The organism is Rhizobium sp. M10 (assembly GCF_002531955.1).
GTDB lineage: Bacteria > Pseudomonadota > Alphaproteobacteria > Rhizobiales > Rhizobiaceae > Rhizobium > Rhizobium etli_C.
In genome coordinates this window covers 108,925-132,868 of the sequence record NZ_NWTA01000008.1, presented here as the reverse complement: position 1 = coordinate 132,868, position 23,944 = coordinate 108,925, and the positions used below count along the sequence as shown (strand labels likewise).

Below are 23,944 nucleotides of genomic sequence, written 5' to 3'. Positions count from 1 at the left end.
TTGCGCGCTCTTCTGGAAAAGAAAGATCGGCGGCGCGGCAGAAGTGGAGAAAAGGCCATGACCACAGTTCACGCAGGCACGGCGCTGACGCCGCAAGGCTGGCAGAAGGACGTGCGGCTGACGCTGGAAGGCGGGCGCATCGCCCGGGTCGAGGCCGGCGTTGCCGCCGCGCCCGGCGATGAGCGCCATGCTCTGATCGTTCCGGCCATGGGCAATCTGCACAGCCATGCCTTCCAAAGGGCGATGGCCGGTCTTGCCGAAGTGCGCGGTCCGGCCAACGACAGCTTTTGGAGCTGGCGCACCGTCATGTACAAATTCGCGCTGGCGATGACGCCGGAGCATGTCGAGGCGGTTGCGGCCAAGCTTTATGCGGAGATGCTGGAGGCAGGCTTTTCCCGCGTCGGCGAGTTCCATTATCTCCATCACGACAGGGATGGCGCGGCCTATGCCAATATCGCCGAGCTTGCCGAACGTATCGGGGCGGCGAGCCAGGAGACCGGCATCGGTCTGACGCTTCTACCGGTTTTCTATGCCCATTCCGGCTTCGGCGGCGCTCAGCCGATCGACGGCCAGCGGCGCTTCATCAACTCGCTCGAAAGCTTCGAAAGGCTGATGGAGGGATGCCGTGGCGTGACCGGCCGGCTCGACGGCGCCGAGCTCGGGCTTGCGCCGCACAGCCTGCGCGCCGCAACGCCAGAGGAATTGGCGATGCTCGTGCCGATGGCGGGCGACGGCCCGATCCATATCCATGTCGCCGAGCAGGTGAAGGAGGTCGAGGACTGCGTCGCCTGGTCGGGAGCGCGGCCCGTGCAATGGCTGCTGGATCATATGCCTGTGGATGAGCGCTGGTGCCTGATCCATGCGACGCATATGACCGAGGACGAGACACGGCGGATGGCGAAAAGCGGCGCGATTGCCGGTCTCTGCCCGATCACCGAAGCCAATCTCGGCGACGGCGCCTTTGCCGCGCCGCTTTTCCTCGAAGAGGGCGGGCGCTACGGCATCGGCTCGGATTCCAACGTGCGGATCTCGCTGCCGGAGGAGCTGCGCCAGCTCGAATATTCGCAGCGTCTGGCGCTTCGCGCCCGCAACGTCATTGCCGCACCCGGCGGTTCGACGGCGCTTGCGCTGTTCAGCCAGGCGCTCGCCGGCGGCGGCGCGGCGCTCAAAGCCCCGGCCGGTCTCGCCGAGGGCCATCACGCCGATCTCGTTTCGCTCGATACGTCGGCCGTTCCCTATCTCTCCGGCGACCAGATTCTCGATCACTGGCTGTTTGCCGGCGGCGTTTCCGTCGATTGCGTCTGGGCGCGCGGCCGCAAGCAGGTGGAAGGCGGGCGTCATTTCAAGCGCGACGCCATCGACCGGCGTTTCCTCGCCGCGATGGGCGAATTGCTGGCCGGCTGAAAAAGCGCTTTTCATGAGCGGGGCATTCGGACTAGATCGGGAAACCAATCGGAACGTGGCGATGAATCAAAGCAGGGACCCCACCTTGCATCAGCGCATCCTGAGCGACATCGAGGGCCGTATCGTCTCGGGCGAATGGCCGCCGGGTCATCGCATTCCCTTCGAGGTCGATCTCGCCACCCAGTATGACGTCTCGCGGATGACGGTGAACAAGGTGCTGACCCAGCTCGCCAAGGCCGGCCTGATCGAGCGCCGCAAAAAATCCGGCAGCTTCGTCACCCAGCCGCAGGCGCAATCGGCGGTTCTCGAAATCCACGACATCAAGGCCGAGGTGCAGTCGCTGAACCTGCCCTATTCCTATGCGGTTGCGAAGAAGGCGAGCCGCAAGGCCAAGGCGGAAGACAGTCGCCGGCTGGAACTGCCTGTGGCGTCCTCGGTCGTCGAGGTGGTCTGCATCCACAATGCCGGCGCACGGCCCTTCTGCCTGGAGGAGCGGCTGATCAGCCTTGCGACCGTGCCGGAGGCCGCCGATGCCGATTTCCTGACGGTGGCGCCGGGGCCGTGGCTGCTCAACCAGGTGCCGTGGAGCGCCGCCGAGCACCGGATTCACGCCGTTTCCGCCAATGCCGAGGTGGCCGCCGCCCTCGACATCCCCCGCAACGCCGCCTGCCTGGTGGTCGAGCGCCGCACCTGGAGTGGCGCCGGCCCGGTGACCCATGTGCGCTTCACCTATCCCGGCGATCGTCATGCGCTGGTGGCGCGGTTCACGCCGGCGTCACAATAGACAAGGTTCCATATACAAGATATCGGGTGTTTTAGTCCTCGAACAGCTTGCCGCTACGCGCCTCCAACCGATAGCGATAGCCGGGATAGACGAGGCGGGCGGTCGAGACCACCTGTTTTGCCGACCATGTGCGCCGGCGGATCGTCAGGCAGGGCTCGCTCTTCAGGATGGTCAGGAGCTTGCATTCCCAGGCCTGCGGCATTGCCGCCTCGACGACGTGCTCGGAGCCGCTGAGCGGGGCGGCGGCCGTCAGATAGGCGTTCGGCGTGAGCGTCGTGAAATCCTGCTCGAGATATTCGGGCGCGGCTTCCGGATGGACGAACCGGTCCTCGATCTGCACCGGAACGCCGTTTTCGCTGTGCACGATCAGCGAGTGGAAAACGGCGGCGCCGATTGCCAGTTCCAAGGCGTCGGCAATCTCGGGAGAGGCGGTTTCCCGGGCGAGAATGACGACGGAAGCCTCGTGGAGATGGCCGCGTTCGGCGATTTCCTCGGCGATGTTGCGCACCTCGAACAGCGCCGAATAGCCCTTGCGCTCGGCGACGAAGGAGCCGACGCCCTGGATGCGGACGAGCTCGCCCTCATTGGCGAGTTCGCGCAGCGCCCTGTTGGCTGTCATCTTGCTGACGCCGAGCTCGACGACCAGCTCGTTTTCCGACGGCACGCGGTATTTCGGCGGCCATTCGCCGCTGTGGATGCGATCGAGGATCACCTGCTTGACGCCGGCATAGAGCGGCGTGCTGTCATTTCCCGCCAGGTCGCGCTTCATCTCGCCAGACCCCTTCATTGCCTATTCCTTATGCACGGATTCAATTTGCCACATAATCGACTTTCCACTTGCATATCACAAAATATCTCATATGGTACCATATACAACCTCCCAATCGGTCCTTGAGACGAAAATAGGACGGAAAGGGCAAGCCGGCGAAGATCGGCGGAAGACGCCGCAAGGTCTGTTTCAACTCCAGAGGAGAATTCATCAATGAAATTCAGCGCAATCCTGTTTTGCGGCGTCGCCGCTCTTTCCACCTTTGCCGCTCCCGCCTTTGCCAAGGACTGGACGAAGGCGACCATCACGCTTGAAGGCGCGTATGCGCCGTGGAACCTCACCAATGCCGACGGCACGCTCGGCGGCTTCGAGCCGGAGCTTGCCAAGGTGCTTTGCGAACGCGCCAAGATCGAATGCACGCTGGTCGCCTCCGACTGGGACGGCATGATCCCGGCGCTGAATGCCGGCAAGTTCGACGTCATCATGGATGCGCTGTCGATCACCGAGGAGCGCAAGCAGGTCATCGATTTCACCGTTCCCTATGCCGCGACGCCCGCCGCCTTCGCCACCGCCAAGGACGGCCCGCTGGCAAAAGCCGCCGGCACCGGCGCCACGATCAAGATGACACCCGGCCAGACCGGCGTGAAGGAGATCGACGCTCTGAAGGAACTCTTCAAGGGCAAGACGATCGGCATTCAGGCGGCGACCGTGTACGCCAAATTCGTCTATGACAATTTCGGCGACATTGCCGAGATCCGCGAATACAAGACCGGCGCCGACCGCGACCTCGACCTGCAGAACGGCCGCATCGACCTCGGCTTCGATGACGCCGTCTATTTCGCCAATGCCTTCCAGGCCGCCAACGGCGCGCTCGACTTCACCGGTCCCGAGATCGCCGGTCCGATCTGGGGCGAGGGTGAAGGCCTCGGACTGCGCAAGGCCGATACGGACCTGCGTGACAAGCTCAACGTGGCGATCAAGTCGGCGCTTGCCGACGGCACGGTCAAGAACCTCTCGATGAAGTGGTTCAAGATGGACGTCAGCCCGCAGCAGTAAGCATTTCGGCCCTTCGGCCGCAGACACGGGTCTCCGGCTTTATCGCCGGGGACTGCGTGTTATTGTCAATCCACAAAACACTGCCGCGGACGGGGAACGGACGATATGGCAAGTTTGGAACTGCTTGGCTTTGGCTCGACGGGATGGGGCGCGCTGCTTATTTTCGCCGCCTTGATGACGCTGGCCGTCACCGCGACGGCGCTTGCGATCGGCGCGGTGCTGGGCGCGATCGTGGCGGGTGCGAAGCTCTCCGGCAATCCCTTCTTCGTGGCGCTCGGCAATGTCTATACGACCGTGTTTCGCGGCGTGCCGGAACTGCTGATCATCTATCTCATCTATTTCGGCGGCTCCTCGGCCGTCACCTCGATCGGCAAGGCGATGGGCTATGAGGGTTTTCTCGGCCTGCCCTCCTTTGCCGCCGGCGCGCTTGCCGTCGGCATCATCTCCGGCGCCTATCAGGCGGAGGTGTTCCGCGGCGCTTTCCTCGCCATTTCCAAGGGCGAGCTCGAAGCCGCTTCGGCGATCGGCATGCATCGCGGCATGCGCTTCCGCCGCATCATCATCCCGCAGGTGCTTCGCTTCGCCATTCCCGGCCTCGGCAATGTCTGGCAGCTCAGCCTCAAGGATTCCGCGTTGATCTCGGTCACCGGTCTTGCCGAGCTGATGCGCACCAGCCAGGTGGCGGCGGGTTCGACCAGGCAATATTTTCTGTTCTTCATCGCCGGTGGCTGCCTCTACCTGATCCTGACCAGCCTTTCCGACCGCATCTTCAACGGTGCCGAGCGCCGCGCCAATCGCAGCATGCCGGCCTCCGCCATGGGCCAGGCATAAGGAGGCGATGATGGATTTCACCTTTCTCGCCTCGACCATGGTGACGCTGCTGAAGGCCGTGCCGACGACGCTGATCCTGTTTTCACTGTCGATCTTCTTCGGCGGCCTGCTGGCGCTGGTCATCGTCACGATGCGGGTCAGCGGCAACCGCTATCTGTCGGGTTTCGCCAAGGGCTATATCTTCGTCTTCCGCGGCTCGCCGCTGTTGATCCAGATGTTCCTGGTGTTCTACGGCCTCGGCCAGTTCGGCGTCATCCGCTATTCCTTCCTCTGGCCCTTCCTGCGTGAGCCGATGGTCTGCGCCGTGCTGTCGCTGGCGCTCTGCACGGCAGGCTACACGGCGGAAATTTTTCGCGGCGGCATTCGCGCCGTTTCGCCGAAGGAGATCGAGGCGGCGCGCTCGATCGGCATGTCCGGCTTCCTGATGGTGCGCCGCATCCTGGCGCCGATCGCCTTCCGCCACGCGCTGCCGGCCTATTCCACCGAGATCGTGCTGATGATGAAATCGACGGCGCTCGCCAGCCTCGTCACCGTCTGGGAGGTCACCGGCGTCGCCCAGCGGCTGATCTCGCAGACCTACCGGACGATGGAAGTCTTCCTCTGTGCGGCGATCATCTATCTCGTTTTGAACTTCATCATCCTGCAGGGCATGGCCCTGCTCGAATATTCGCTGTCCCGACACCGCCGCGCGGCCCCGCAGCCGCTGAAGGCGTAAGCGATTTGACCTGATTGGAGCAACCATGCCAGGCGTAACCCGACTTTCGGTCCGCAATATCCGCAAGAGCTTCGGCACGCACGAGGTGCTGCGCGGCATTTCCCTCGATGCCGAGGATGGCGACGTGATTTCGCTGCTCGGCGCCTCCGGCTCCGGCAAATCGACCTTTCTGCGCTGTATCAACCTGCTCGAAACCGCCAGCGACGGCGAGATCTGGGTCGATGGCGAGCACATCGAGATGGTGCACAAGAACGGGCGCAGCAAACCGGCGAGCCAGAAGCAGGTCGACCATATCCGTTCCGAGCTCGGCATGGTGTTCCAGTCCTTCAATCTCTGGTCCCATATGACCATCCTGCAGAACGTCATCGAAGGCCCGATCCATGTGCTGAAGCGGCCGCGCGCCGACTGCATCGCCGAGGCCGAAGCGCTGCTCGAAAAGGTCGGCATCGCTGATAAACGCCATGCCTATCCCGCCCATCTTTCCGGCGGCCAGCAGCAGCGGGCTGCAATCGCCCGCGCTTTGGCGATGAAACCGAAGGTGATGCTTTTCGACGAGCCGACCTCGGCGCTCGATCCGGAACTTGTCGGCGAGGTGCTGCGGGTCATGCGGGCGCTTGCCGAGGAAGGCATGACCATGCTCGTCGTCACCCATGAGATGAGCTTTGCCCGCAACGTCTCGAACCGTGTCGTCTTCATGCGCGAGGGGCTGATCGAAAGCAGCGGCAAGCCGGATGAAATGTTCACAACAGGCGCCACACCCGCCTTCCGCCAGTTCATCGGCCATTTCGGAAGCGGTCAATGACGATCACCATCGATAGAGTGCTGACCTGGCGCGACGTCGCGCGCGTCGGGGCAGGGGAGGCGCTTGCGCTGTCGCCGGCCGCCTGGGCGCGGGTTGAGCAGGCAAGCCGCATCGTCGAGCGTATCGTCGAGACCGGCGTGCGCGCCTACGGCGTCAACACCGGCGTCGGGGCGCTCGCCGATACGGTCGTCGACCGGGCCTCGCAGAGCCTGCTGTCGCGCAGCATCGTGCTCAGCCATGCCTGCGGCGTCGGGCCGCTGCTGGCCGGACGCGACGTGCGCGCCATCATCGCCGTCCAGATCGCCAATTTCGCCCATGGCCATTCCGGCGTGCGGCGCGAGATCGTCCAGCATCTCGCAGCCCTGCTGGAGCATGACTGCATTCCCGACGTGCCGTCGAAAGGCTCGGCCGGCTACCTCACCCACAATGCCCATACCGCCCTCGTTCTGATCGGCGAAGGCAGCGCCACGCTCACCGGCCGGCGCATGAGCGGCCGTGAGGCGCTGGCGGCGATCGGCCTTCAGCCGTTGGTGCTCGGCGCCAAGGAGGGCTTGAGCCTTGTCAACGGTACGGCCTGCGCCACCGGGCTCACCGCCGCAGCACTTTTGCGCGCCGAACGGCTGCTCGACTGGGCCGATGCCATCGCGGCACTGACGCTGGAAGCGGCAGGCTGCCAGATCGCCGCCTTCGACGAGGCGGTGCTGGCACTGCGCCCGTCGGCCGGGATCGCGAAAGTCGGCGCCACCTTGCGCGCCCGCCTCCAGGGCAGCGGCCTCGTCGCCGCCGCCTTCGGCCGGCGCACCCAGGATGCGCTGAGCCTGCGCTCGGTGCCGCATGCCCATGGCGCCGCCCGCGATGTTTTCGACAATTCAGCCCGTATCGCCGATCAGGAGCTTGCCTCGGTGACGGATAATCCCGCCGTCTCGGGCACGCCCGAAAATCCGATCGTCTCCTCAGAGGCGCATGCCGTGGCGCCGGCGCTCGGGCAGGCGGCCGACAGTCTCGCCATCGCGCTGGCGCAGATCGGCGCGATCAGCGAAAGGCGCATGGACCGGCTGGTCAATCCGCTGGTCAGCGGCCTGCCGCCGTTTCTGGCGAGCGATGCCGGCAGCCATTCCGGCTTCATGATCGCCCAATATACCGCAGCAGCCCTCAGCAACGACAACCGCCGCCTTGCCGCGCCCGCGGCCCTGGACGGCGGCCTGACCTCCGGCCTGCAGGAGGATTTCCTCGCCCATCCGACAGCCGCCGCCGGCAAGCTGCTCGCCGTCATCGACAATGCCGAATATATCCTGGCGATCGAACTGATGGCGGCTGCCCAGGCGCATGATTTCCTGATGGCGACGGCGCCGCGGGCGCCGGGCACGGATCTCGTCTACCAGGCGGTGCGGCAGTGCATCTCGCATTATGGCGACGAGCGGCCGCTGAATGGTGATATCGAGGCCGTGCGCAGCCTGATCCGCGAGACCGCGCCGCCGGCTGTCTAGGCGAGAGCTGTCAGAAAGGTTTGCTGGTCGCCGAATCCTGCTTGGCCGGCTCGCCGGCCTCGAGCCGTTTGAGGCACTGGGCGAAAGTGGGATAGAGCTGATCCACCCGCGAGAGCGGCAGCGTCCAGTCGCCTTCGTCGCCGGCAAAGGTCAATTGCACGTCAGGCGTTCCGGCAAAGGAATTCTTGATGATCTTTCTCAGGCCGGCGCTTCCCTTGCTGCCCATCGGCCAGAGGCGAAGCGTGGTCTTGTCGAAGAATTCGGCGGCGACCACTTTCGTCACGTCGCGATCGGTCAGCGTCACCTCGGTCTTGGTGCCGGCGGGAATGTCCCAGGTGTTTTTCGTCACCAGCCAGAAGGTCTCGGTGGCGCTCTGGCGGAATTCCATGGTTTTGCCGATCTCGCTGTTCCACAGCAGCCGGCAATAAGGATGCGGGCTTTCATTGGCAAAGCCGACCGACCATTGTCTCGCGCCGCCCATCCATTCGGTCTCTGCGAAGGCGGAGACCGGCGGCAGGGCGGCTGCCATCAGAACCATCGCGGTCAGAATTTTCATCGCCGAAACCTCTCGAGGATAACCGGCTCCAGCCATAGCAAAAGAAGGTTGAGCTTTTGCTACCGGGATGCCTGCAAATGCTGCAAGGTCTTGAATTTGCGGCTCGCCTTGCCGATCTGGCGGGTATAGGCGTGATCAGAAGGGAGTTCGACGGCAGGTATGAGCGAGGTTCAACGACGCGGATTTTTGGCGAGACTCAGCGCATATGAGCCGCTGACATTGATCACCATGGCATCCATCGCCGGCGGGCTGTTCCTGCTGCAGCGGCTGACGAGCGAGGTTCTCGAGGGCGAGACATTCCGCTTCGACGAGGCGATCCTGCTGGCGCTGCGACGGGCCGACGATCTAGCCGTGCCGGTCGGCCCCGGCTGGCTGACGCATGCCTTCGACGATATTACCAGCCTCGGCGGCGTCACCGTTCTCTCGCTGCTGACGGTTCTCATCACCGTCTATCTCTTGCTCGATCGGCGCTGGCCGATCGCGCTCTTCATCTTTTCCTCGGTGCTGACAGGATGGCTGGCGAGCACGACGCTGAAGATCCTCATTGCGCGACCGCGCCCCGATATCGTGCCGCATCTCGTCGAAGTCAGCGACCTCAGCTTTCCCTCCGGTCACGCCATGGTCTCGGCGGTGACCTATCTGACGCTCGGCGCGCTGGTCGCACGCACGCAACGTTACCGCTCGACGCGGATTTTCGTGATGGCGGCAGGCGTTTTCCTCGCCGTCATCATCGGTTTGAGCCGGATCTATCTCGGCGTCCACTATCCCACCGACGTCTTCGCCGGATGGTGTGCGGGCGCGCTCTGGGCGCTCGGCTGCTGGCTGATCTCGAAACGCTTCGTTCCGAGCCGAGCCCCCGATGATGCCGCTGAAGCCGGAAATGGCGACAGGCGGTAGCGCCTCTACATTCGACGCCGCCTGCCAACGAATAATGAGTATCTCGGCCGGGGCCGTTCTCGTTAAGCCGTGACGGCATTGAAGGTTATGTTGCCGGCTTCTCCGGCCTTGGCATGAGGCCTTACGACAATTTCAACGTCCTGGTTGAAAGCTGTCAGGAAGCTCATGAGCCGTTCAACGGAGTATTCCCGGAAATGCCCCCGGAAGAGGCGGGACACTTCCGGCTGAGTGATGCCCATAATGGTTCCGGCCTTGGCCTGGTTGAGTTTGCGCTCGTTGACGAGGCGGTGCAGGGCCGCCACAATCTGCGCTTTCAAGAAGTGGTTTTCGGCGTCCGGTAGCCCCAGCTCCGCAAAGATGTTGGGGTGGCCGGCATGAACCTCGACATGTTCGGTTTTCATCGCTTGCGCTCCTCATTTTGTTTGGCTGCATAATGGGCTTCCGCGTCGCGGAACCGGTGCTTGATCAGCTCGATATCGCTCTGAGGGGTTTTGATGCCGCGCTTGGACTTCTTCTTGAAGCAGTGCAGCACATAAACGGCCGTTTCAAAACGAACCGTATAAACGGCGCGGTAGGTATCGCTGTCGTGGTCTTCGACCAGTTCCACTATACCATTGCCGAGTCCCTTGAGCATCTTTGCCGATGGAGGGTGTTGCCCCGTCTGTGCCAGAAACAGCTCAAAGCCAAAAGCTTCCTGCACTTTGGGCGGAAACTCCGCATAGTCTTTGCGGCTCGACGCTATCCAAAGGAGCGGCCGGGTAGGGCGGGGTAGATTTTCCATCTGATGCAATTATGAGTAAAGACTCATAATGTGTCAAGCCGCATTCGCTGGCAGGACATTGAGTGTGGGAGCTTTCTCGCCTCTTCGATACCGCTTTCATCTGAGGAAAAAGCGGGTCAATGTTTGTGGCGCCCCATCCCTGCGGCGCCACAAGTGCTTGAGCGCTTAGGTGCGCGGCTTCAGGTTTTCCGGGTCATAGATCGGCTTGTAGCCGACGCCGACGACTTCCACCGGATAGGTCTCGGCAAAGTATTCGACAGTCAGCTTGCGTCCGACCTGGCAATGGGACCAGGGCAGGTAGGCGAGCGCAATGTTCTTGCCGACCGTCGGGCCGTAGGCGATTGAGGTCGTGTAGGAGCGGCGGCCGAGCTCGTCGACCAGGACCTCGCCGGTGGCGGGATCGACGACCGGCAGGTTGCCGAGCGGGTAACGCTTGACGCCCGACTTGTCGGTATTCTCGGTCATCACGAGCGTGCAGAGCATGGCCGGCTGGTGCTCGCGCGCCTTGTATTCCAGATGTTTTGCCTTGCCGCGGAAATCGGCTTCCTTGACCTTCGGACGGGCGAGATCGGCTTCGATCAGGTTGTACTGGGTCAGCAGGTCGGCGTTCTGCAGGCGCAGGCTCTTTTCCATGCGGCGCGAGTTTGCATAGGTTTCCACACCGAAGGCCATCACGCCGGTCGAGCGCAGCGCATCCCAGACGGCGAGGCCGTCTTCGTACTTCATGTGCAGTTCCCAGCCCTGCTCGCCGACATAGGAGATGCGGAAGGCGGTGACCGTTTTGCCGGCGATTTCGATCGGCTTGATCGCCGCAAAGGCGAAGTTTTCCTGATCGAGCCCGGCCGGATCGGCCACGACCTTCTTCAGCGTGTCGCGCGCATTCGGTCCCCAGATGCCGACCGTCACGAATTTCTCCGAAACGTCGGTGATGGTCACGTCGAGGCCGCGGTCCTGGGCGACGCGCTTCATATAGTGCAGGTCGCGCGGGCCGGCATCGGCGCCGTTGACGAGGCGGCAGCGGTCGGCCATGCGGAAGACGGTGAAGTCGGCGCGCACCATGCCTTCGTCGTCGAGGAAGTGGGTGTAGACGCCCTTGCCGATATTGGCATCGCCGCCGACCTTGGCGGCGCACAGCCACTCCATCAGCTCGACATGGTCAGGTCCCTCGATATCGACCATGTGGAAATGGCTGAGATTGACGATGCCGCAATCCTCGCTCATCGCCAGATGCTCGGCATTGGACACGCGCCAGAAATGGCGGCTGTCCCATTCGTTCTCGCGAACCGGGACGCGGTCGCCGTATTTCTCCAGAAGGTGCTCGTTGGCGGCGTAGCCGTGCGCACGCTCCCAGCCGCCGAGCTCCATGAAGTAACCGCCCAGCTCCTTTTCGCGCTCGTAGAAGGGCGAGCGCTTGGCGTTGCGGCCGGATAGATAGGGTTCGCGGGTGTGAACGGCGGGGAAATAGATCTTCTGCGCGGCTTCGTAGCAGCGGCCCTCGATGAATTCTTCCGTCAGCTGATGCGGATAGAAGCGGGCGTAGTCGATGCTGTTGTGATCGATTTCGGTGCGGCCATCGGTCATCCAGTCGGCGATCAACTTGCCGTAACCCGGGCCGTCCTTGACCCAGATGGCAACGCAGTACCAAAGACCGCGCACCTTCTGGCTCTCGCCGCAGGATGCGCCGCCGCCGGCGGAAACCTGCAGCAGGCCGTTGAAGGAATGACCTTCGTTATAGCCGAGTTCGCCGAGGATCGGCGTCAGTTCCATGGCGCGCTCGAGCGGCTCGAGGATCTGTTCCATCTCGAGGTCACGCTGCGAGGGCGAAAGCCGTGCCTCGTGTTTTTCGAGAAGCTCGCGCGGATGGCACATGCGCGGATTGGTGGCTTCGTAATAGCCCCACTCGATCTGGCCGCCCTCGGTCGTCGCCGGGTCGCCGGTATCGCGCATATAGGCGGAGTTGCCCTGGTCGCGCAGCAGCGGGAAGCCGATTTCCTTGCCGGTGCCTTCGAACTCGTTATAGGGGCCGAAGAAGGTGAGCGGGTGATCGACCGGCATGACCGGCAGGTCTTCGCCGACCATCTCGGCGATCAGGCGTCCCCAGAGGCCGGCGCAGACGATGACGTGGTCGGCCATGATCGTGCCGCGATGGGTGACGACGCCCTTGATGCGGCCGCCTTCGACGATCAGCGATTTGGCCGGCGTGTTGCCGAACACCTGCAGCTTGCCGGCCTTTTCGGCGGCATCGACCAGCTTGCCGGCGACGGTCTGCGAGCGCGGGATGACGAGGCCGGCATCCGGATCGAACAGGCCGCCCATCACCTGATCTTCCTCGATCAGCGGAAACTTTTCCTTGATCTCGGAAGGGCTGACATAATGGGCGCGGGTGCCGAACGCGCGGGCCGAGGACAGCTTGCGCTTGATTTCCTCCATCCAGGCGTCGTCGCCGGTGCGCGCCACTTCGAGGCCGCCGATGCGGGCGTAGTGGCCCATCTTCTCGTAGAAATCGATCGAATATTGTGTGGTCCAGACCGAGAGATAGTCGTGGCTGGTGGTGTAACAGAAGTCCGAGGCGTGGGCCGTCGAGCCGATATCGGTCGGGATGCCCGACTTGTCGATGCCGACGATATCGTCCCATCCGCGCTCGACGAGATGATGCGCGATGGAGGCGCCGACGATGCCGCCGAGCCCGATGATGACGACCTTTGCCTTTTCCGGAAATGCTGCCACGTGCTGTTCCTTCTACTTATGGCACGAATTAAAATAACCTAGCCGCGCTTGGTTTGCGCTTCACGCATGAGATCCAGGAGCCATGTCAGCCTCGTAAGCGTGTCACGTTTACCGAAGCTGCAACCCCCAGGCCTCTTCGCATGGAAGCTGAGATGAGGGCATTATGCCTAAGGCTCATGATCGTCATTGGTCCTACGCCGCCGAGTAACGGCGCAATTGCGCTAGTCCGGATCGCCGCTGAAGCAAAGCGCTTCCTCGTCACGGCGCTGAAATCGCCTTGAGCCGGTCGATATCGACGAGCACGATGTCTTCCGACACAGGCTCACGATTGTGCAGGCGGAACCATTCGGCCGCTTCGCGCACACGGTCGCCATGTGGCGATGGATAGGCGCCCAGTCCGAGCACCCATTCGCGCACGGTTTCGCGCTCCATCCGCCCGGCGCGGTATCGGTCGCAGACGGTTTTCGCCGAAGCGACGAGATCATTGATGCTTTTCACGGGGCTATCCCTCAATGCACGGAAGGCTCTTCGTCTTCGAGCAGGGACCGGATGCCGTCGCGCGCCACCACCGCGAGGAATTCGTCGAAAGCCTCCCGGTCGGTCGCAAAGGGCTCGTCCCAGCGGATCAGGTCTTCAGACTGGGTGACGACTTCCATCGTCCAGTCCTCGTTGCTGCCGGCGGTTCGAAAGATATCGACGAGCACGGTGATGCCGTCATCGGTGAATTCTCCGGCCAGTTCGGAGTGCTCAAACTTCTGCTTCTTCGTCATTCAGCCGCCAGCGCCGGGAGGGGCGTCGTTTTTGAGATATTCTTCATATTGGACCGTCTCGGTCTCGTTCGTGTCTATAGAAGCCGAGGCCGGTTTTGCCAAGCGAACGCCGGCGCCGCCGCCATTCTCCGCGATGAAAAGCACGCCGGCGTCTTCCAGGGCGCGCTTGATATGCCGCAGCGTTCGCTCGCCAGGGGAAAGTTTTCCGGCCTCGAAAGCGGCAATCGTTGCTTTGGTGATCTCGGAGGCTGCCGACAGATCCCGCTTGGACCAGGCGATGAGAGCACGCGCGGCACGGCACTGGGCTGGAGACAGCATGAATATCCACCTGGCATTGAACTCTGATCTGGCTCTGGGGCAGCCCTATGAAGATGTGAGCGCGTCCGAAGAAAGCAAGCCGATGAAATTGCTGCGACTTCGATATCTAGCCTCATTGGGCGATAGAGAGGGTTGATTGACTGAATATCATTAAAGCCTAATTTAGGGCTCCTTTATCACGCCCGGGAGGTAACGATGCGTGAGCCAGATATGCAGAAACTCGATGCGCTTGTCGGCCGTCTTGTCGGCGATGTCGGCGCTGCCATGTCAGGGGCCTTGGTCGTGCTTGGCGACAAGGTGGGGCTGTTCAAGGCGATGGCCGACGGGAAGCCGGTGAGCGTTGAAGAGCTTGCCGCCAAAACCGGGATCAAGGAGCGCTATGTCAGGGAATGGCTGAGCGCCCAGGCGGCTGCGGATTATATCGTTTACGATGAGAAGACCGATCGTTTCAGCCTGACGGCGGAACAGGCGATGGTCTTTGCCGAGGAAAACAGCCCGGCCTTCTTCGTCGGCGCCTTCGAGGTGGTGCAATCCATGTGGATGGACGAACCGAAGATCGCCGAAGCCTTCCGCACCGGCAAGGGTCTCGGCTGGCATGAACACAGCACCTGCCTCTTCCGTGGCACCGAGCGCTTCTTCCGCCCGGGCTACAACAGCCATCTCGTCAACGAATGGATTCCGGCGCTCGCCGGCATGGACGAAAAGCTCAAGGCCGGCGCCAATGTCGCCGATGTCGGCTGCGGTCACGGCGCCTCGACCATCCTGATGGCGCAGGCCTATCCCGCCTCGCATTTTACCGGCTTCGACTATCACGGCCCGTCGATCGAAAGAGCGAAGGCCGCCGCCAAGGAGGCCGGCGTCGCCGACCGTGTCACCTTCGAGCAGGGCAAGGCGGCGGAATTTCCGGGGCGCGACTATGACATGGTCGCCATGTTCGACTGCCTGCACGACATGGGCGATCCGGTCGGCGCCGGCCGGCACGTCAAGGAGACGCTGGCGCCGAACGGCACCTGGCTGATCGTCGAGCCCTTTGCCCATGATCATCTGAAGGACAACCTCAATCCGGTCGGGCGTGTCTATTACGGCGCCTCGACGATGATCTGCACGCCGGCATCGCTCTCCCAGGAGGTGGGGCTTGGGCTTGGCGCCCAGGCGGGGGAAATGAAGCTGCGCAAGGTGGCGCTCGACGCCGGCTTCAAGCATTTCCGCCGGGCGACCGAAACGCCGTTCAACATGGTATTCGAAGTCCGGGCCTGAGCCGGCTGCGCGGCGGCCGGCGCTATTTCGGCCGGCCGATGCTGGCATACATGCCGGTCGTGCGGAATTCGGTGGGATTGGTGCCGTAGACGCGGCGGAAGACTTTCGAGAAATAGTTGGCGTCCTCGAAGCCGCACATGATGGCGACTTCCTTGACCGGCAGGAAGTCCGCCTTGGTCAGCAGCTTGACGGCGCGCTGCAGCCGCTGCTGCAGCACGAATTCGGCCGGCGGCACGCCTTCGCTCTCGGCGAAGCTGCGGGAGAAATGGGCGCGGCTGAGGCCGACAATGGCGGCGAGTTCGTTGACCGGCAGCGGCTTGTCGAGATTGGCGTTGATATGGTCGATCACCGGCTGCATCGGGCTGAGTTCGGCGGCAAAGGCCGGCGAGTTGAAGACGTCGTCATAAAGCGCCATCGCCGCTTCATAGGCGATCGCCGAGGCCGCACCCGGCGAGGTCGCGCCCTTGACGAGGCGCAGGCTGCAATCGGCGAGGTGATCGATGGTCGAAGGCTGCAGCTTCAGGACCGGGCCGGCGGTGGACAGCACCAGCTGGTGGATGCGCAGGGTTTCCTCGCCGTTCATCGAGATCCAGAAATACTCCCAGCGCTCGCCCTTCTCCAGCCAGTAGCGGTGATTGTGCGGCACGAGCACCAGCAGCGTATCGCCGCCCTGAAGTCGATAATTGCGATTGAGGTAGCGCAGCCGGCCGCTGCCGCTGATCGTGTGCTGCAGCACCGTGAAGGGCGTCTGGCCGCGCCGACGGCCGTCCCAGTCATAGGTTTCGTTCTCCCGCACTTCATAGCCGGCGCTGGTCGGCATGGCGTGCAGACGCTGGCGGCCGCGGGGCAGCGAAACCGTCCTCATCGACTGTCCGTTGGCGATCAAATCCTGCAGCACAAAATTACCCCTGAAAGCATAATCCTTCTCTGGTCGGCCCGCCGGATTCGGGCATAATCCCGCTCAACAAAAAGAGGAGAACGCGGCCGATACGGCGGCCGGGAGGAAAACAGGCAGGTTTTACGGCTTTTTCAACCACATGCGCCCGGCATGCGGCCTGATCCTCCACAACCATCTTTTCTCTAGCATTCCATTGGGTCGAGGTGAAGATCATGAGTTTCAAAATCGCTATCATCGGTGCGGGCAGCGTCGGTTTCACCAAGAAGCTGTTCACCGACATATTGTGCGTGCCGGAGTTCCGCGACGTCGAATTCGCGCTGACCGATCTCAGCGAACACAATCTCGAAATGATCAAGGCGATCCTCGACCGGATCGTCGAGTCGAACGGGCTGCCGACCAAGGTGACGGCGACGACCGACCGGCGCCAGGCGCTTTCCGGCGCGCGCTACATCATCAGCTGCGTGCGCGTCGGCGGGCTCGAGGCCTATGCCGACGACATCAGAATTCCGCTGAAATACGGCATCGACCAGTGCGTCGGCGATACGATCTGCGCCGGCGGCATTCTCTACGGCCAGCGCAACATCCCCGTCATTCTCGATTTCTGCAAGGATATAAGGGAGGTCGCCGAGCCGGGCGCGAAATTCCTCAACTATGCCAATCCGATGGCGATGAACACCTGGGCGGCGATCGAATACGGCAAGGTCGATACCGTCGGCCTCTGCCACGGCGTCCAGCACGGCGCCGAACAGATCGCCGAGGTGCTCGGCGCCAAATCGCTTGATGAACTCGACTATGTCTGCTCCGGCATCAACCACCAGACCTGGTTCATCGACCTGCGCCTCAACGGCCGCAAGATCGGCAAGGACGAGCTCATCGCCGCCTTCGAGGCGCATCCCGTCTATTCGCAGCAGGAGAAATTGCGCATCGACGTGCTGAAGCGTTTCGGCGTCTATTCGACGGAGAGCAACGGCCACCTTTCGGAATATCTGCCGTGGTACCGCAAGCGGCCGGAGGAAATTACCCGCTGGATCGACATGTCCGACTGGATCCACGGCGAGACCGGCGGTTACCTCCGCTATTCCACCGAGACCCGCAACTGGTTCGAGACCGAATTCCCGCAATTCCTGGAATCCGCCGGCAAGCCGATCGATCCGGCCAAGCGTTCGAACGAACATGCGAGCCATATTCTCGAGGCGCTGGAGACCAACCGGGTCTATCGCGGCCATTTCAACGTCAAGAACAACGGCGTCATCACCAACCTGCCGACCGATGCGATCATCGAATCGCCCGGCTTCGTCGATCGCTTCGGCATCAACATGGTCTCCGGCGTCACCCTGCCGGAAGCCTGTGCCGCCACCTGCATTTCCTCGATCAACGTCCAGCGCATGTCGGTGCATGCGGCGATCTCGGGCGACATCGACCTTCTGAAGCTCGCCGTGCTGCACGATCCGCTGGTCGGCGCCGTCTCGACGCCCGAGGAGGTCTGGCAGATGGTCGATGAGATGGTCGTTGCCCAGGCGCGCTGGCTGCCGCAATATGCCGATGCCGTGCCGGCCGCCAAGGAGCGGCTGTCGAAATCGAAGGTGCAGACCCGCGATTGGGCCGGCGCCGCACGCCGCAACGTCCGCTCGATCGAGGAGCTGCGCGCGGAAAAGGCGGCGCTGAAACAGGCCGGCTGATTTTCGTGAAGGACGGGTCGTCATGGGTTTCCGGGAGGGAAATCCATGACATCGACCCGCCGTCACGCCGTTCGAGGAGAAAGGAGCCCGGTGACGCCCGCGCTCCGGAACAAGAGGGAGAAACGATGATGAATTTCCGCAAAGCAGGCATTCTGGCCGGACTGGCGCTCGGCGTCTCGGTCTTGGCGCTGCATGCCCATGCTTCCGAACCGACCGTGCCGCCGGTGCCGCCGGAATTTCCGGCCGAAGGCAAGATTAATTATGTCGCGCGCGACTCCATTCTGGAGTTCAAGGCGCTGCCCGAATATCACGAGCCCGACTGGGTGACGAAGAATTTCGTTTCCGCCGGCAAGCTGCCGCCGGTCAAGGATCGCCTGCCGAAGGAGCCGCTGGTCTTCAAGACGGGCAATATGCCCGACGGCACCGGCGTCTACGGCGATACGATGCGCCACGTCATCGGCGGCCGGCCGGAAGGCTGGAACTACGGCGCCGGCCAGACGCAGGGCTGGGGCGGCATCGATATCGGCCTGTCCGAATGCCTGACGCGCACCGCGCCGCTGTTCCAGGTGAAGGCCCAGGACACCGAGCCGCTGCCGAACCTCGCCAAGAGCTGGGAGTGGTCGCAGGACGGCCACAAGCTGACCATGCACCTGGTCGAAGGCGCCAAGTGGTCGGACGGCGCGCCGTTCAGTGCCGATGACATCATGTTCTACTGGGAGGACGAAGTCATCGATCCCAACGTCTCGCCGCTCGGCGGCGGCGCTTCGCCGGAAGCGTTCGGTGTCGGCACGACGCTGAAGAAGATCGACGACTACACCGTCGAATGGACCTTCAAGGAGGCCTTCCCGAAACAATATCTCTATACGATGGCCTACCCGAATTTCTGCCCGGGTCCGTCGCATATCCTGAAACCCCAGCATCCGAAATATTCGAAGAACACCTACGACCAGTTCAAGAACGCCTTCCCGCCGGAATACATGAACATGCCTGTGATGGGCGCCTGGGTGCCGGTGGAATATCGCTCCGACGACATCATCGTGCTGCGGCGCAACCCCTATTACTGGAAGGTCGACGAGAAGGGCAATCAGCTGCCTTATCTCAACGAGCTGCACTACAAGCTCTCGACCTGGGCCGACCGCGATGTGCAGGCGGTGGCCGGCTCCGCCGACTTCTCGAACCTCGAGCAGCCGGAAAACTTCGTCGCCTCGCTGAAGCGCGCCGCCGAAAAGACCGCGCCGGCCCGCCTGGCCTTCGGGCCGCGCCTGATCGGCTATAACCTCAGGATGAACTTCTCCGCCAATGGCTGGGGCAACCCGGATGAGCGTGGCCAGGCGATCCGCGAGCTCAACCGCAACGAGGACTTCCGCAAGGCTGTCAGCATGGCGCTCGACCGCAAGGCGATCGGCGACTCGCTGGTCAAGGGGCCGTTCACGGCGATCTATCCGGGCGGGCTGTCCTCCGGCACCAGCTTCTACGACCGCAACTCCACCGTCTACTATCCCTTCGATCTGAACGGCGCCAAGGCCGAACTCGCCAAGGCAGGCCTCAAGGATACCGACGGCGACGGCATCGTGAACTTCCCGGCCGGCACGGCCGGCGGCAAGGATGTCGAAATCGTCATGCTGATCAACAATCAGTACACGACCGACAAGAGCCTTGCCGAAGGTGTCGTCGGCCAGATGGAGAAGCTCGGGCTGAAGATCGTCATCAATGCGCTCGACGGCGCCAAGCGTGACGACGCTCATTATGCCGGCCGCTTCGACTGGCTGATCCAGCGCAACGCCACGGAACTGTCGTCGGTGGTGCAGAATACCGAGCAGCTTGCCCCGGTCGGCCCGCGCACCAGCTGGCATCACCGCGCCGGCAAGGATGACCAGCTCGATCTGATGCCGTTCGAGAAGGAGCTCATTGACGTCGTCAACAAGTTCAGGACCAGCCAGAACAATGACGAGCGTGTCGATCTGATGAAGCAGTATCAGAAGATCTCGACCGAGCACGTCAATACGGTCGGTCTGACGGAATATCCGGGCGCGCTGATCGTCAACAAGCGCTTCTCGAATGTGCCGCAGGGAACCCCGATCATGATGTTCAACTGGGCCGAAGACTCGGTGATCCGCGAACGCCTGTGGGTGGCCGCCGACAAGCAGGGCAAATACGAGCTGTTCCCCGAGCAGCTGCCCGGCAAGCCCGGCGACAAGGGCCCGGGCAACTGATGCACGGCATCAGCAAAGAAAGAGCCAAAGCGCGTCGCAGGTGATGCGGCGCGCGGGAAAAGTTCCCTCCCAGCTGAAGCGAGAGTCAGGCCGCGCGTGGCGCGCGGCCTGACATGACCAACAAGCCGGCCGCGCTGACAAGGAGCGACCGGCGGCAAGGAGAAGCGGACCGTCCGATGTTACGATTCCTGCTCGTGCGCATAGCCTCCGCGATCCCCGTTCTGTTCATCCTGAGCGTGGTGACTTTCGCGATCATCCAGGCTCCGCCCGGCGATTACGCCGACTACATCCGCTCCCAGCTGATCAACCAGGGCGGCGCCTCCTACGCCCAGGCCGAAGCGCAGGCGCAGGCCTACCGGGTCGAACACGGCCTCGACAAGCCGATGGTCGTGCAATACGTCAACTGGATCGGCGGCATCGTCACCCGCGGCGATTTCGGCTACAGCATGTTCTACAACAAGCCGGTTGCCGACGTCGTCGGCGAGCGTCTGCCGCGGACCCTGCTTCTGGCGCTCGTCTGCCACATCTTCGCCTCCGTGCTTGGCATCGGCTTCGGCATCTGGGCGGCGACGCGCCAGTACAGCTGGATCGACAGCCTGCTTTCGGGAGTTTCCTTCCTCGGCATGACGGTGCCGCGCTTCCTGATGGCGCTGATCATCGTCTATCTCCTAGTCTTCCAGTTCAACGTGACGGAGATCGGCAGCTTCTTCTCGCCGCAATATGGCGGGGCGCCCTGGTCCTGGGCGAAATTCGTCGATCTCGTCAGCCATGTCTGGCCGGTCGTGGCGATCGCCACCTTCGGCGGGCTCGCCTACAATATGCGCGTCATGCGCGGCAACCTGCTCGATACGCTGAACGCCCAATATGTCGAGACGGCCAAGGCCAAGGGGCTTTCCGGCGGCGCCGTGGTGATGCGCCATGCGGTGCCGAACGCGCTACATCCGCTCGTCATGTATCAGGGTGTCGTGCTGCCCTACATGCTGACCGGCGAGATCGAAACCGCCATCATCTTCGCGCTGCCGACCGTCGGCCCGGCGATCGTCGGCTCGATGGCGATCGGCGACGTCTATGTCACCGCGACCTTCATGATGGTGCTGTCGGCGACGCTGATCGTCGGCAATATCATCGCCGACATGCTGCTCGCCTTGCTCGACCCGCGCGTCCGTCAATACGGAGGAGCCTGAGATGCTTGCTTTCGACTCGTCCGCCACGCCCCCCACCGAACTTGCGGTCAAGAAGCCGTCGCACGGCAGCGAGAGCTATCTGGCGCTCGTCTGGCGCCGGCTCAGGCGCTCCTGGACCGGCATGGCCGGGCTCATCCTGGTCGGGCTCTTGATCCTCATGGCGGTCTTTGCCGATTTCTTCGCGCCGATGGATCCGAAGGCGACCGATGTCGGCTTCGCGCCACCGCAGGTGATGAGCTTCCACGACAAGGACGGCAATTTCGTCTTCCAGCCGCGCGTCTATGCGCTGTCGGATTCCGAGGAGCTCGACCCGGTCACCTTCCAGCCGATCGTCGGCATGGATTACGACAATCCGCGCCTGCTCGGCTTCTTCGTCAAGGGCGCCGAATACAAGCTGTTCGGCCTGATCCCGACTGAGCGCCACTTCTTCGGCTCGACCGACGGCCAGCCGGTGCACTTCCTCGGCACCGACAAATTCGGCCGCGACGTGCTGTCGCGCGCCATCATCGGCTCGCGCATCTCGCTGATGATCGCGCTGACCGTCGTCTTCATCGTCACCCTGATCGGCACGACGGTCGGCATGGTGTCGGGTTATTTCGGCGGCACCTTCGATGTCTGGCTGCAGCGCTTCGTCGAGCTGGTGCTCGCCTTCCCGCAGCTGCCGCTTTATCTCGCCTTGACCTCGCTGATCCCGGTGACGGCGCCGACCAATGTCTTCCTCGCCTTCGTCATCTTCGTCATGTCGGCGCTCGGCTGGGCGCAGATGTCACGCGAGGTGCGTGGCAAGACCCTGGCGCTAGCCCGCATCGATTACGTCAGGGCGGCAATGGCAGTCGGCGCCACCGACCGGCGCATCATCATCCAGCATATCTTCCCTAATGTGATGAGCCACGTCATCGTCGCGGTGACGCTGCACATACCGAGCGTCGTGCTCTTGGAATCCTTCCTCGGTTTCCTCGGCTTTGCCGTCAAGCCGCCGCTGATCTCCTGGGGGCTGATGCTGCAGGATACGGCGACCTATTCGGTCATCGGCTCATATCCCTGGATTCTCGCTCCCGTCGGCTTCGTGCTCGTCACCGTCTTCGCCTTCAATGCGCTCGGCGACGGACTGCGCGATGCAGTCGACCCCTATTGAGGTGATCGATATGGCTCTTTCCCTGGTCAATTCCTTCGCCCCGCCCGTCCGCCACGACCATGACGGCCGCTCGGAGACGCCGATCATCGACGCCCGCAACGTCGCGGTGAATTTCAAGGTCGAGGACGGCATGGTCGAAGCCGTCAAGGACGTCTCCTTCCAGCTCTATCGCGGCGAGACCATCGCCATCGTCGGCGAATCCGGCTCCGGCAAATCGGTGACCGCAAGAACGGTGATGGGGCTCCTGTCCAAACGCGCCTTCGTCTCCGATAAATCGACGGTCTCCTATGACGGCAGCAATATCCTCAAATTCTCCGAGCGAGCCCGCCGCAAGCTGCGCGGCGACCGCATCTCGATGATTTTCCAGGAGCCGATGAGCTCGCTGAATCCGATCTATACGATCGGCAGCCAGATCGTCGAGGCGATCCGCGTGCATCGCCGCATGAGCCGCGGGCAAGCGGAAAAACGGGCGCTGGAACTGCTCGAACATGTGCAGATCCCCGATCCCGCCGCGCGGCTGAAGCAATATCCGCATCAGCTTTCCGGCGGCCAGCGCCAGCGCGTGATGATCGCCATGGCGCTCGCCAACGATCCCGACGTGCTCATCGCCGACGAGCCGACGACGGCGCTCGACGTCACCGTGCAGGCGCAGATCCTCAATCTGATCCGCAACCTGCAGAAGGAACTGGGGATGGCGGTCATCCTCATCACCCACGACCTGACGGTGGTGCGCCAGTTCTCCGACTATGTCTATGTGATGCAGCATGGCGAGGTGCGCGAACACAATGTCACCGAAGCGCTGTTTGCCAATCCGCAGCACGCCTATACCAAACACCTGCTCGCCTCCGAGCCGCGCGGCCAGGCCAATCCGCTGCCGGAGGGATCGGATATCATCCTCGACGCCAAGGGTGTCCGCGTCGGCTTCATGATGCGCCACGGCACTTTCCTGAAACCGGAGATGCGTGAGCTCGTCGCCGTCGACAGTCTCGGTCTCTCGCTGCGCCGTCACGAGACGCTTGGCCTCGTCGGCGAATCCGGCTCCGGCAAGACGACCTTCGGCCAGGCGATCCTGCGGCTGAACACGCCGCAGGCCGGCGAGATCCATTTCGACCGCCAGCCGATCCACGGGCTGTCGCGCGCCGAAATGCGGCCGTTGCGCGCCCGCATGCAGGTGGTGTTCCAGGATCCGTTCTCATCGCTCAACCCGCGCATGACCATCGGCCAGATCATCGAGGAAGGCCTCGTCGTCAACCGGCTGGGCGCCACCAGGGCCGAGCGGCAGGACCGCGTGCGCGAGGCTCTGATATCAGCCGGCATGCCCGGCAACATCCTCTCGCGTTTCCCGCATGAATTTTCCGGCGGCCAGCGCCAGCGCATCGCCATTGCCCGCGCCATCGCGCTGGAGCCGGAATTCATCCTGCTCGACGAGCCGACATCCGCCCTCGACCTCTCCGTCCAGGCGCAGATCATCGAGCTCCTGCGCAAACTTCAGGACGAGCGGGGCTTGAGCTACCTCTTCATCTCCCACGATCTCAAGGTCGTCCGGGCGCTCTGCCACCGCGTCATCGTCATGCAGCATGGCAAGATCGTCGAGGAAGGCCCTGTCAACGAAGTTCTCACCCATCCCAAGACCGCCTACACCGAACGGCTCGTCAAGGCCGCTTTCGAGGTAGCATGATTG

General features: G+C 62.9%; 25 protein-coding genes. 15 read left to right on the top strand and 10 right to left on the bottom strand.

Annotation, left to right across the window (positions count from 1 at the left end; all coding sequences use genetic code 11):
* Nucleotides 1-57 precede the first annotated feature (57 nt).
* Together CO671_RS15340 and hutC (CO671_RS15335) are read left to right on the top strand one after the other, a co-directional pair.
* Nucleotides 58-1,404, top strand: coding sequence for a formimidoylglutamate deiminase (locus CO671_RS15340; RefSeq protein ID WP_097606628.1), 1,347 nt, complete (start codon nt 58-60; stop codon nt 1,402-1,404).
* Nucleotides 1,405-1,465: 61 nt separating this feature from the next.
* Nucleotides 1,466-2,188, top strand: coding sequence for a histidine utilization repressor (hutC, locus tag CO671_RS15335; protein ID WP_097606627.1), 723 nt, complete (start codon nt 1,466-1,468; stop codon nt 2,186-2,188).
* A 31-nt stretch (nt 2,189-2,219) separates the two neighbouring features.
* Here hutC (CO671_RS15335) and hutC (CO671_RS15330) read toward each other — a convergent pair whose 3' ends face one another.
* A complete protein-coding gene (hutC, locus tag CO671_RS15330; protein ID WP_097606626.1) occupies nt 2,220-2,975 on the bottom strand; it encodes a histidine utilization repressor in 756 nt (251 codons plus the stop codon).
* A gap of 195 nt (nt 2,976-3,170) precedes the next feature.
* Here hutC (CO671_RS15330) and CO671_RS15325 point away from each other — a divergent pair, with 195 nt between their 5' ends.
* From CO671_RS15325 to hutH, 5 genes are all read left to right on the top strand, one after another.
* The gene (locus tag CO671_RS15325) at nt 3,171-4,013 is read left to right on the top strand and encodes a transporter substrate-binding domain-containing protein (RefSeq protein WP_097606625.1); all 843 of its coding nucleotides are present in this window, start codon (nt 3,171-3,173) and stop codon (nt 4,011-4,013) included.
* A 105-nt stretch (nt 4,014-4,118) separates the two neighbouring features.
* The gene (locus CO671_RS15320; protein ID WP_097606624.1) at nt 4,119-4,844 is read left to right on the top strand and encodes an ABC transporter permease subunit; all 726 of its coding nucleotides are present in this window, start codon (nt 4,119-4,121) and stop codon (nt 4,842-4,844) included.
* Between the two features lie 10 nt (nt 4,845-4,854).
* Nucleotides 4,855-5,559: an ABC transporter permease subunit gene (locus CO671_RS15315; protein WP_040111352.1), complete on the top strand. Its 705-nt coding sequence runs from the start codon at nt 4,855-4,857 to the stop codon at nt 5,557-5,559.
* A gap of 25 nt (nt 5,560-5,584) precedes the next feature.
* Entirely contained in the window at nt 5,585-6,361 is a 777-nt protein-coding gene (locus CO671_RS15310; RefSeq protein WP_097606623.1) for an ATP-binding cassette domain-containing protein, read from the top strand.
* Nucleotides 6,358-7,848 carry a histidine ammonia-lyase gene (gene hutH / locus CO671_RS15305; RefSeq protein ID WP_097606622.1) on the top strand — a complete coding sequence of 497 codons (1,491 nt, stop codon included), beginning with the start codon at nt 6,358-6,360 and terminating at the stop codon, nt 7,846-7,848. The genes CO671_RS15310 and hutH overlap by 4 nt, the downstream gene beginning before the upstream one ends.
* A 10-nt stretch (nt 7,849-7,858) precedes the next feature.
* Here the strand turns inward: hutH and CO671_RS15300 are convergent, their stop codons facing one another.
* Entirely contained in the window at nt 7,859-8,404 is a 546-nt protein-coding gene (locus tag CO671_RS15300) for a hypothetical protein (RefSeq protein WP_097606621.1), read from the bottom strand.
* A gap of 159 nt (nt 8,405-8,563) precedes the next feature.
* Here CO671_RS15300 and CO671_RS15295 point away from each other — a divergent pair, with 159 nt between their 5' ends.
* Nucleotides 8,564-9,301 (top strand): phosphatase PAP2 family protein, encoded by a 738-nt coding sequence (locus CO671_RS15295; protein WP_097606620.1) that lies wholly within the window; start codon nt 8,564-8,566, stop codon nt 9,299-9,301.
* Nucleotides 9,302-9,363: 62 nt separating this feature from the next.
* On the opposite strand, the gene CO671_RS15290 is transcribed toward CO671_RS15295, so the two are convergent.
* From CO671_RS15290 to CO671_RS15265, 6 genes are all read right to left on the bottom strand, one after another.
* Complete coding sequence (locus tag CO671_RS15290) at nt 9,364-9,702, bottom strand: helix-turn-helix transcriptional regulator (RefSeq protein WP_097606619.1); 339 nt, start codon at nt 9,700-9,702, stop codon at nt 9,364-9,366.
* A complete protein-coding gene (locus CO671_RS15285) occupies nt 9,699-10,082 on the bottom strand; it encodes a type II toxin-antitoxin system RelE/ParE family toxin (RefSeq protein WP_097606618.1) in 384 nt (127 codons plus the stop codon). Before CO671_RS15285 ends, CO671_RS15290 begins: the two co-directional genes overlap by 4 nt.
* 165 nt (nt 10,083-10,247) lie before the next feature.
* Nucleotides 10,248-12,809 carry an FAD-dependent oxidoreductase gene (locus tag CO671_RS15280; protein WP_097606617.1) on the bottom strand — a complete coding sequence of 854 codons (2,562 nt, stop codon included), beginning with the start codon at nt 12,807-12,809 and terminating at the stop codon, nt 10,248-10,250.
* Between the two features lie 258 nt (nt 12,810-13,067).
* Complete coding sequence (locus CO671_RS15275; RefSeq protein WP_009987796.1) at nt 13,068-13,307, bottom strand: hypothetical protein; 240 nt, start codon at nt 13,305-13,307, stop codon at nt 13,068-13,070.
* A gap of 11 nt (nt 13,308-13,318) precedes the next feature.
* Complete coding sequence (locus CO671_RS15270) at nt 13,319-13,579, bottom strand: hypothetical protein (protein ID WP_010032482.1); 261 nt, start codon at nt 13,577-13,579, stop codon at nt 13,319-13,321.
* Nucleotides 13,580-13,897, bottom strand: coding sequence for a helix-turn-helix transcriptional regulator (locus CO671_RS15265; protein WP_097606616.1), 318 nt, complete (start codon nt 13,895-13,897; stop codon nt 13,580-13,582).
* Between CO671_RS15265 and CO671_RS33750 the strand changes: the two genes are divergently transcribed.
* Together CO671_RS33750 and CO671_RS15260 are read left to right on the top strand one after the other, a co-directional pair.
* The gene (locus CO671_RS33750) at nt 13,896-14,033 is read left to right on the top strand and encodes a hypothetical protein (RefSeq protein WP_170964988.1); all 138 of its coding nucleotides are present in this window, start codon (nt 13,896-13,898) and stop codon (nt 14,031-14,033) included. The genes CO671_RS15265 and CO671_RS33750 overlap by 2 nt on opposite strands.
* A gap of 59 nt (nt 14,034-14,092) precedes the next feature.
* The gene (locus CO671_RS15260; RefSeq protein WP_097606615.1) at nt 14,093-15,154 is read left to right on the top strand and encodes a methyltransferase domain-containing protein; all 1,062 of its coding nucleotides are present in this window, start codon (nt 14,093-14,095) and stop codon (nt 15,152-15,154) included.
* Nucleotides 15,155-15,176: 22 nt separating this feature from the next.
* On the opposite strand, the gene CO671_RS15255 is transcribed toward CO671_RS15260, so the two are convergent.
* Nucleotides 15,177-16,019, bottom strand: a complete 843-nt coding sequence (locus tag CO671_RS15255) for an AraC family transcriptional regulator (protein ID WP_097606747.1) — start codon at nt 16,017-16,019, stop codon at nt 15,177-15,179.
* A 37-nt stretch (nt 16,020-16,056) separates the two neighbouring features.
* A complete protein-coding gene (locus tag CO671_RS33745; protein WP_170964987.1) occupies nt 16,057-16,275 on the bottom strand; it encodes a hypothetical protein in 219 nt (72 codons plus the stop codon).
* Here CO671_RS33745 and CO671_RS15250 point away from each other — a divergent pair.
* The 5 genes from CO671_RS15250 to CO671_RS15230 all read left to right on the top strand — a co-directional run bounded on the left by CO671_RS15250 (nt 16,265) and on the right by CO671_RS15230 (nt 23,941).
* A complete protein-coding gene (locus CO671_RS15250; protein ID WP_097606614.1) occupies nt 16,265-17,731 on the top strand; it encodes an alpha-glucosidase/alpha-galactosidase in 1,467 nt (488 codons plus the stop codon). The genes CO671_RS33745 and CO671_RS15250 overlap by 11 nt on opposite strands.
* Before the next feature lie 125 nt (nt 17,732-17,856).
* A complete protein-coding gene (locus CO671_RS15245) occupies nt 17,857-19,944 on the top strand; it encodes an ABC transporter substrate-binding protein (protein ID WP_097606613.1) in 2,088 nt (695 codons plus the stop codon).
* Nucleotides 19,945-20,120: 176 nt separating this feature from the next.
* Entirely contained in the window at nt 20,121-21,128 is a 1,008-nt protein-coding gene (locus CO671_RS15240) for an ABC transporter permease (protein ID WP_097606746.1), read from the top strand.
* Between the two features lies 1 nt (nt 21,129).
* Nucleotides 21,130-22,263 carry an ABC transporter permease gene (locus tag CO671_RS15235; RefSeq protein WP_097606612.1) on the top strand — a complete coding sequence of 378 codons (1,134 nt, stop codon included), beginning with the start codon at nt 21,130-21,132 and terminating at the stop codon, nt 22,261-22,263.
* 10 nt (nt 22,264-22,273) lie between these two features.
* Nucleotides 22,274-23,941 carry an ABC transporter ATP-binding protein gene (locus CO671_RS15230; protein ID WP_097606745.1) on the top strand — a complete coding sequence of 556 codons (1,668 nt, stop codon included), beginning with the start codon at nt 22,274-22,276 and terminating at the stop codon, nt 23,939-23,941.
* The last annotated feature ends 3 nt before the right edge of the window (nt 23,942-23,944 follow it).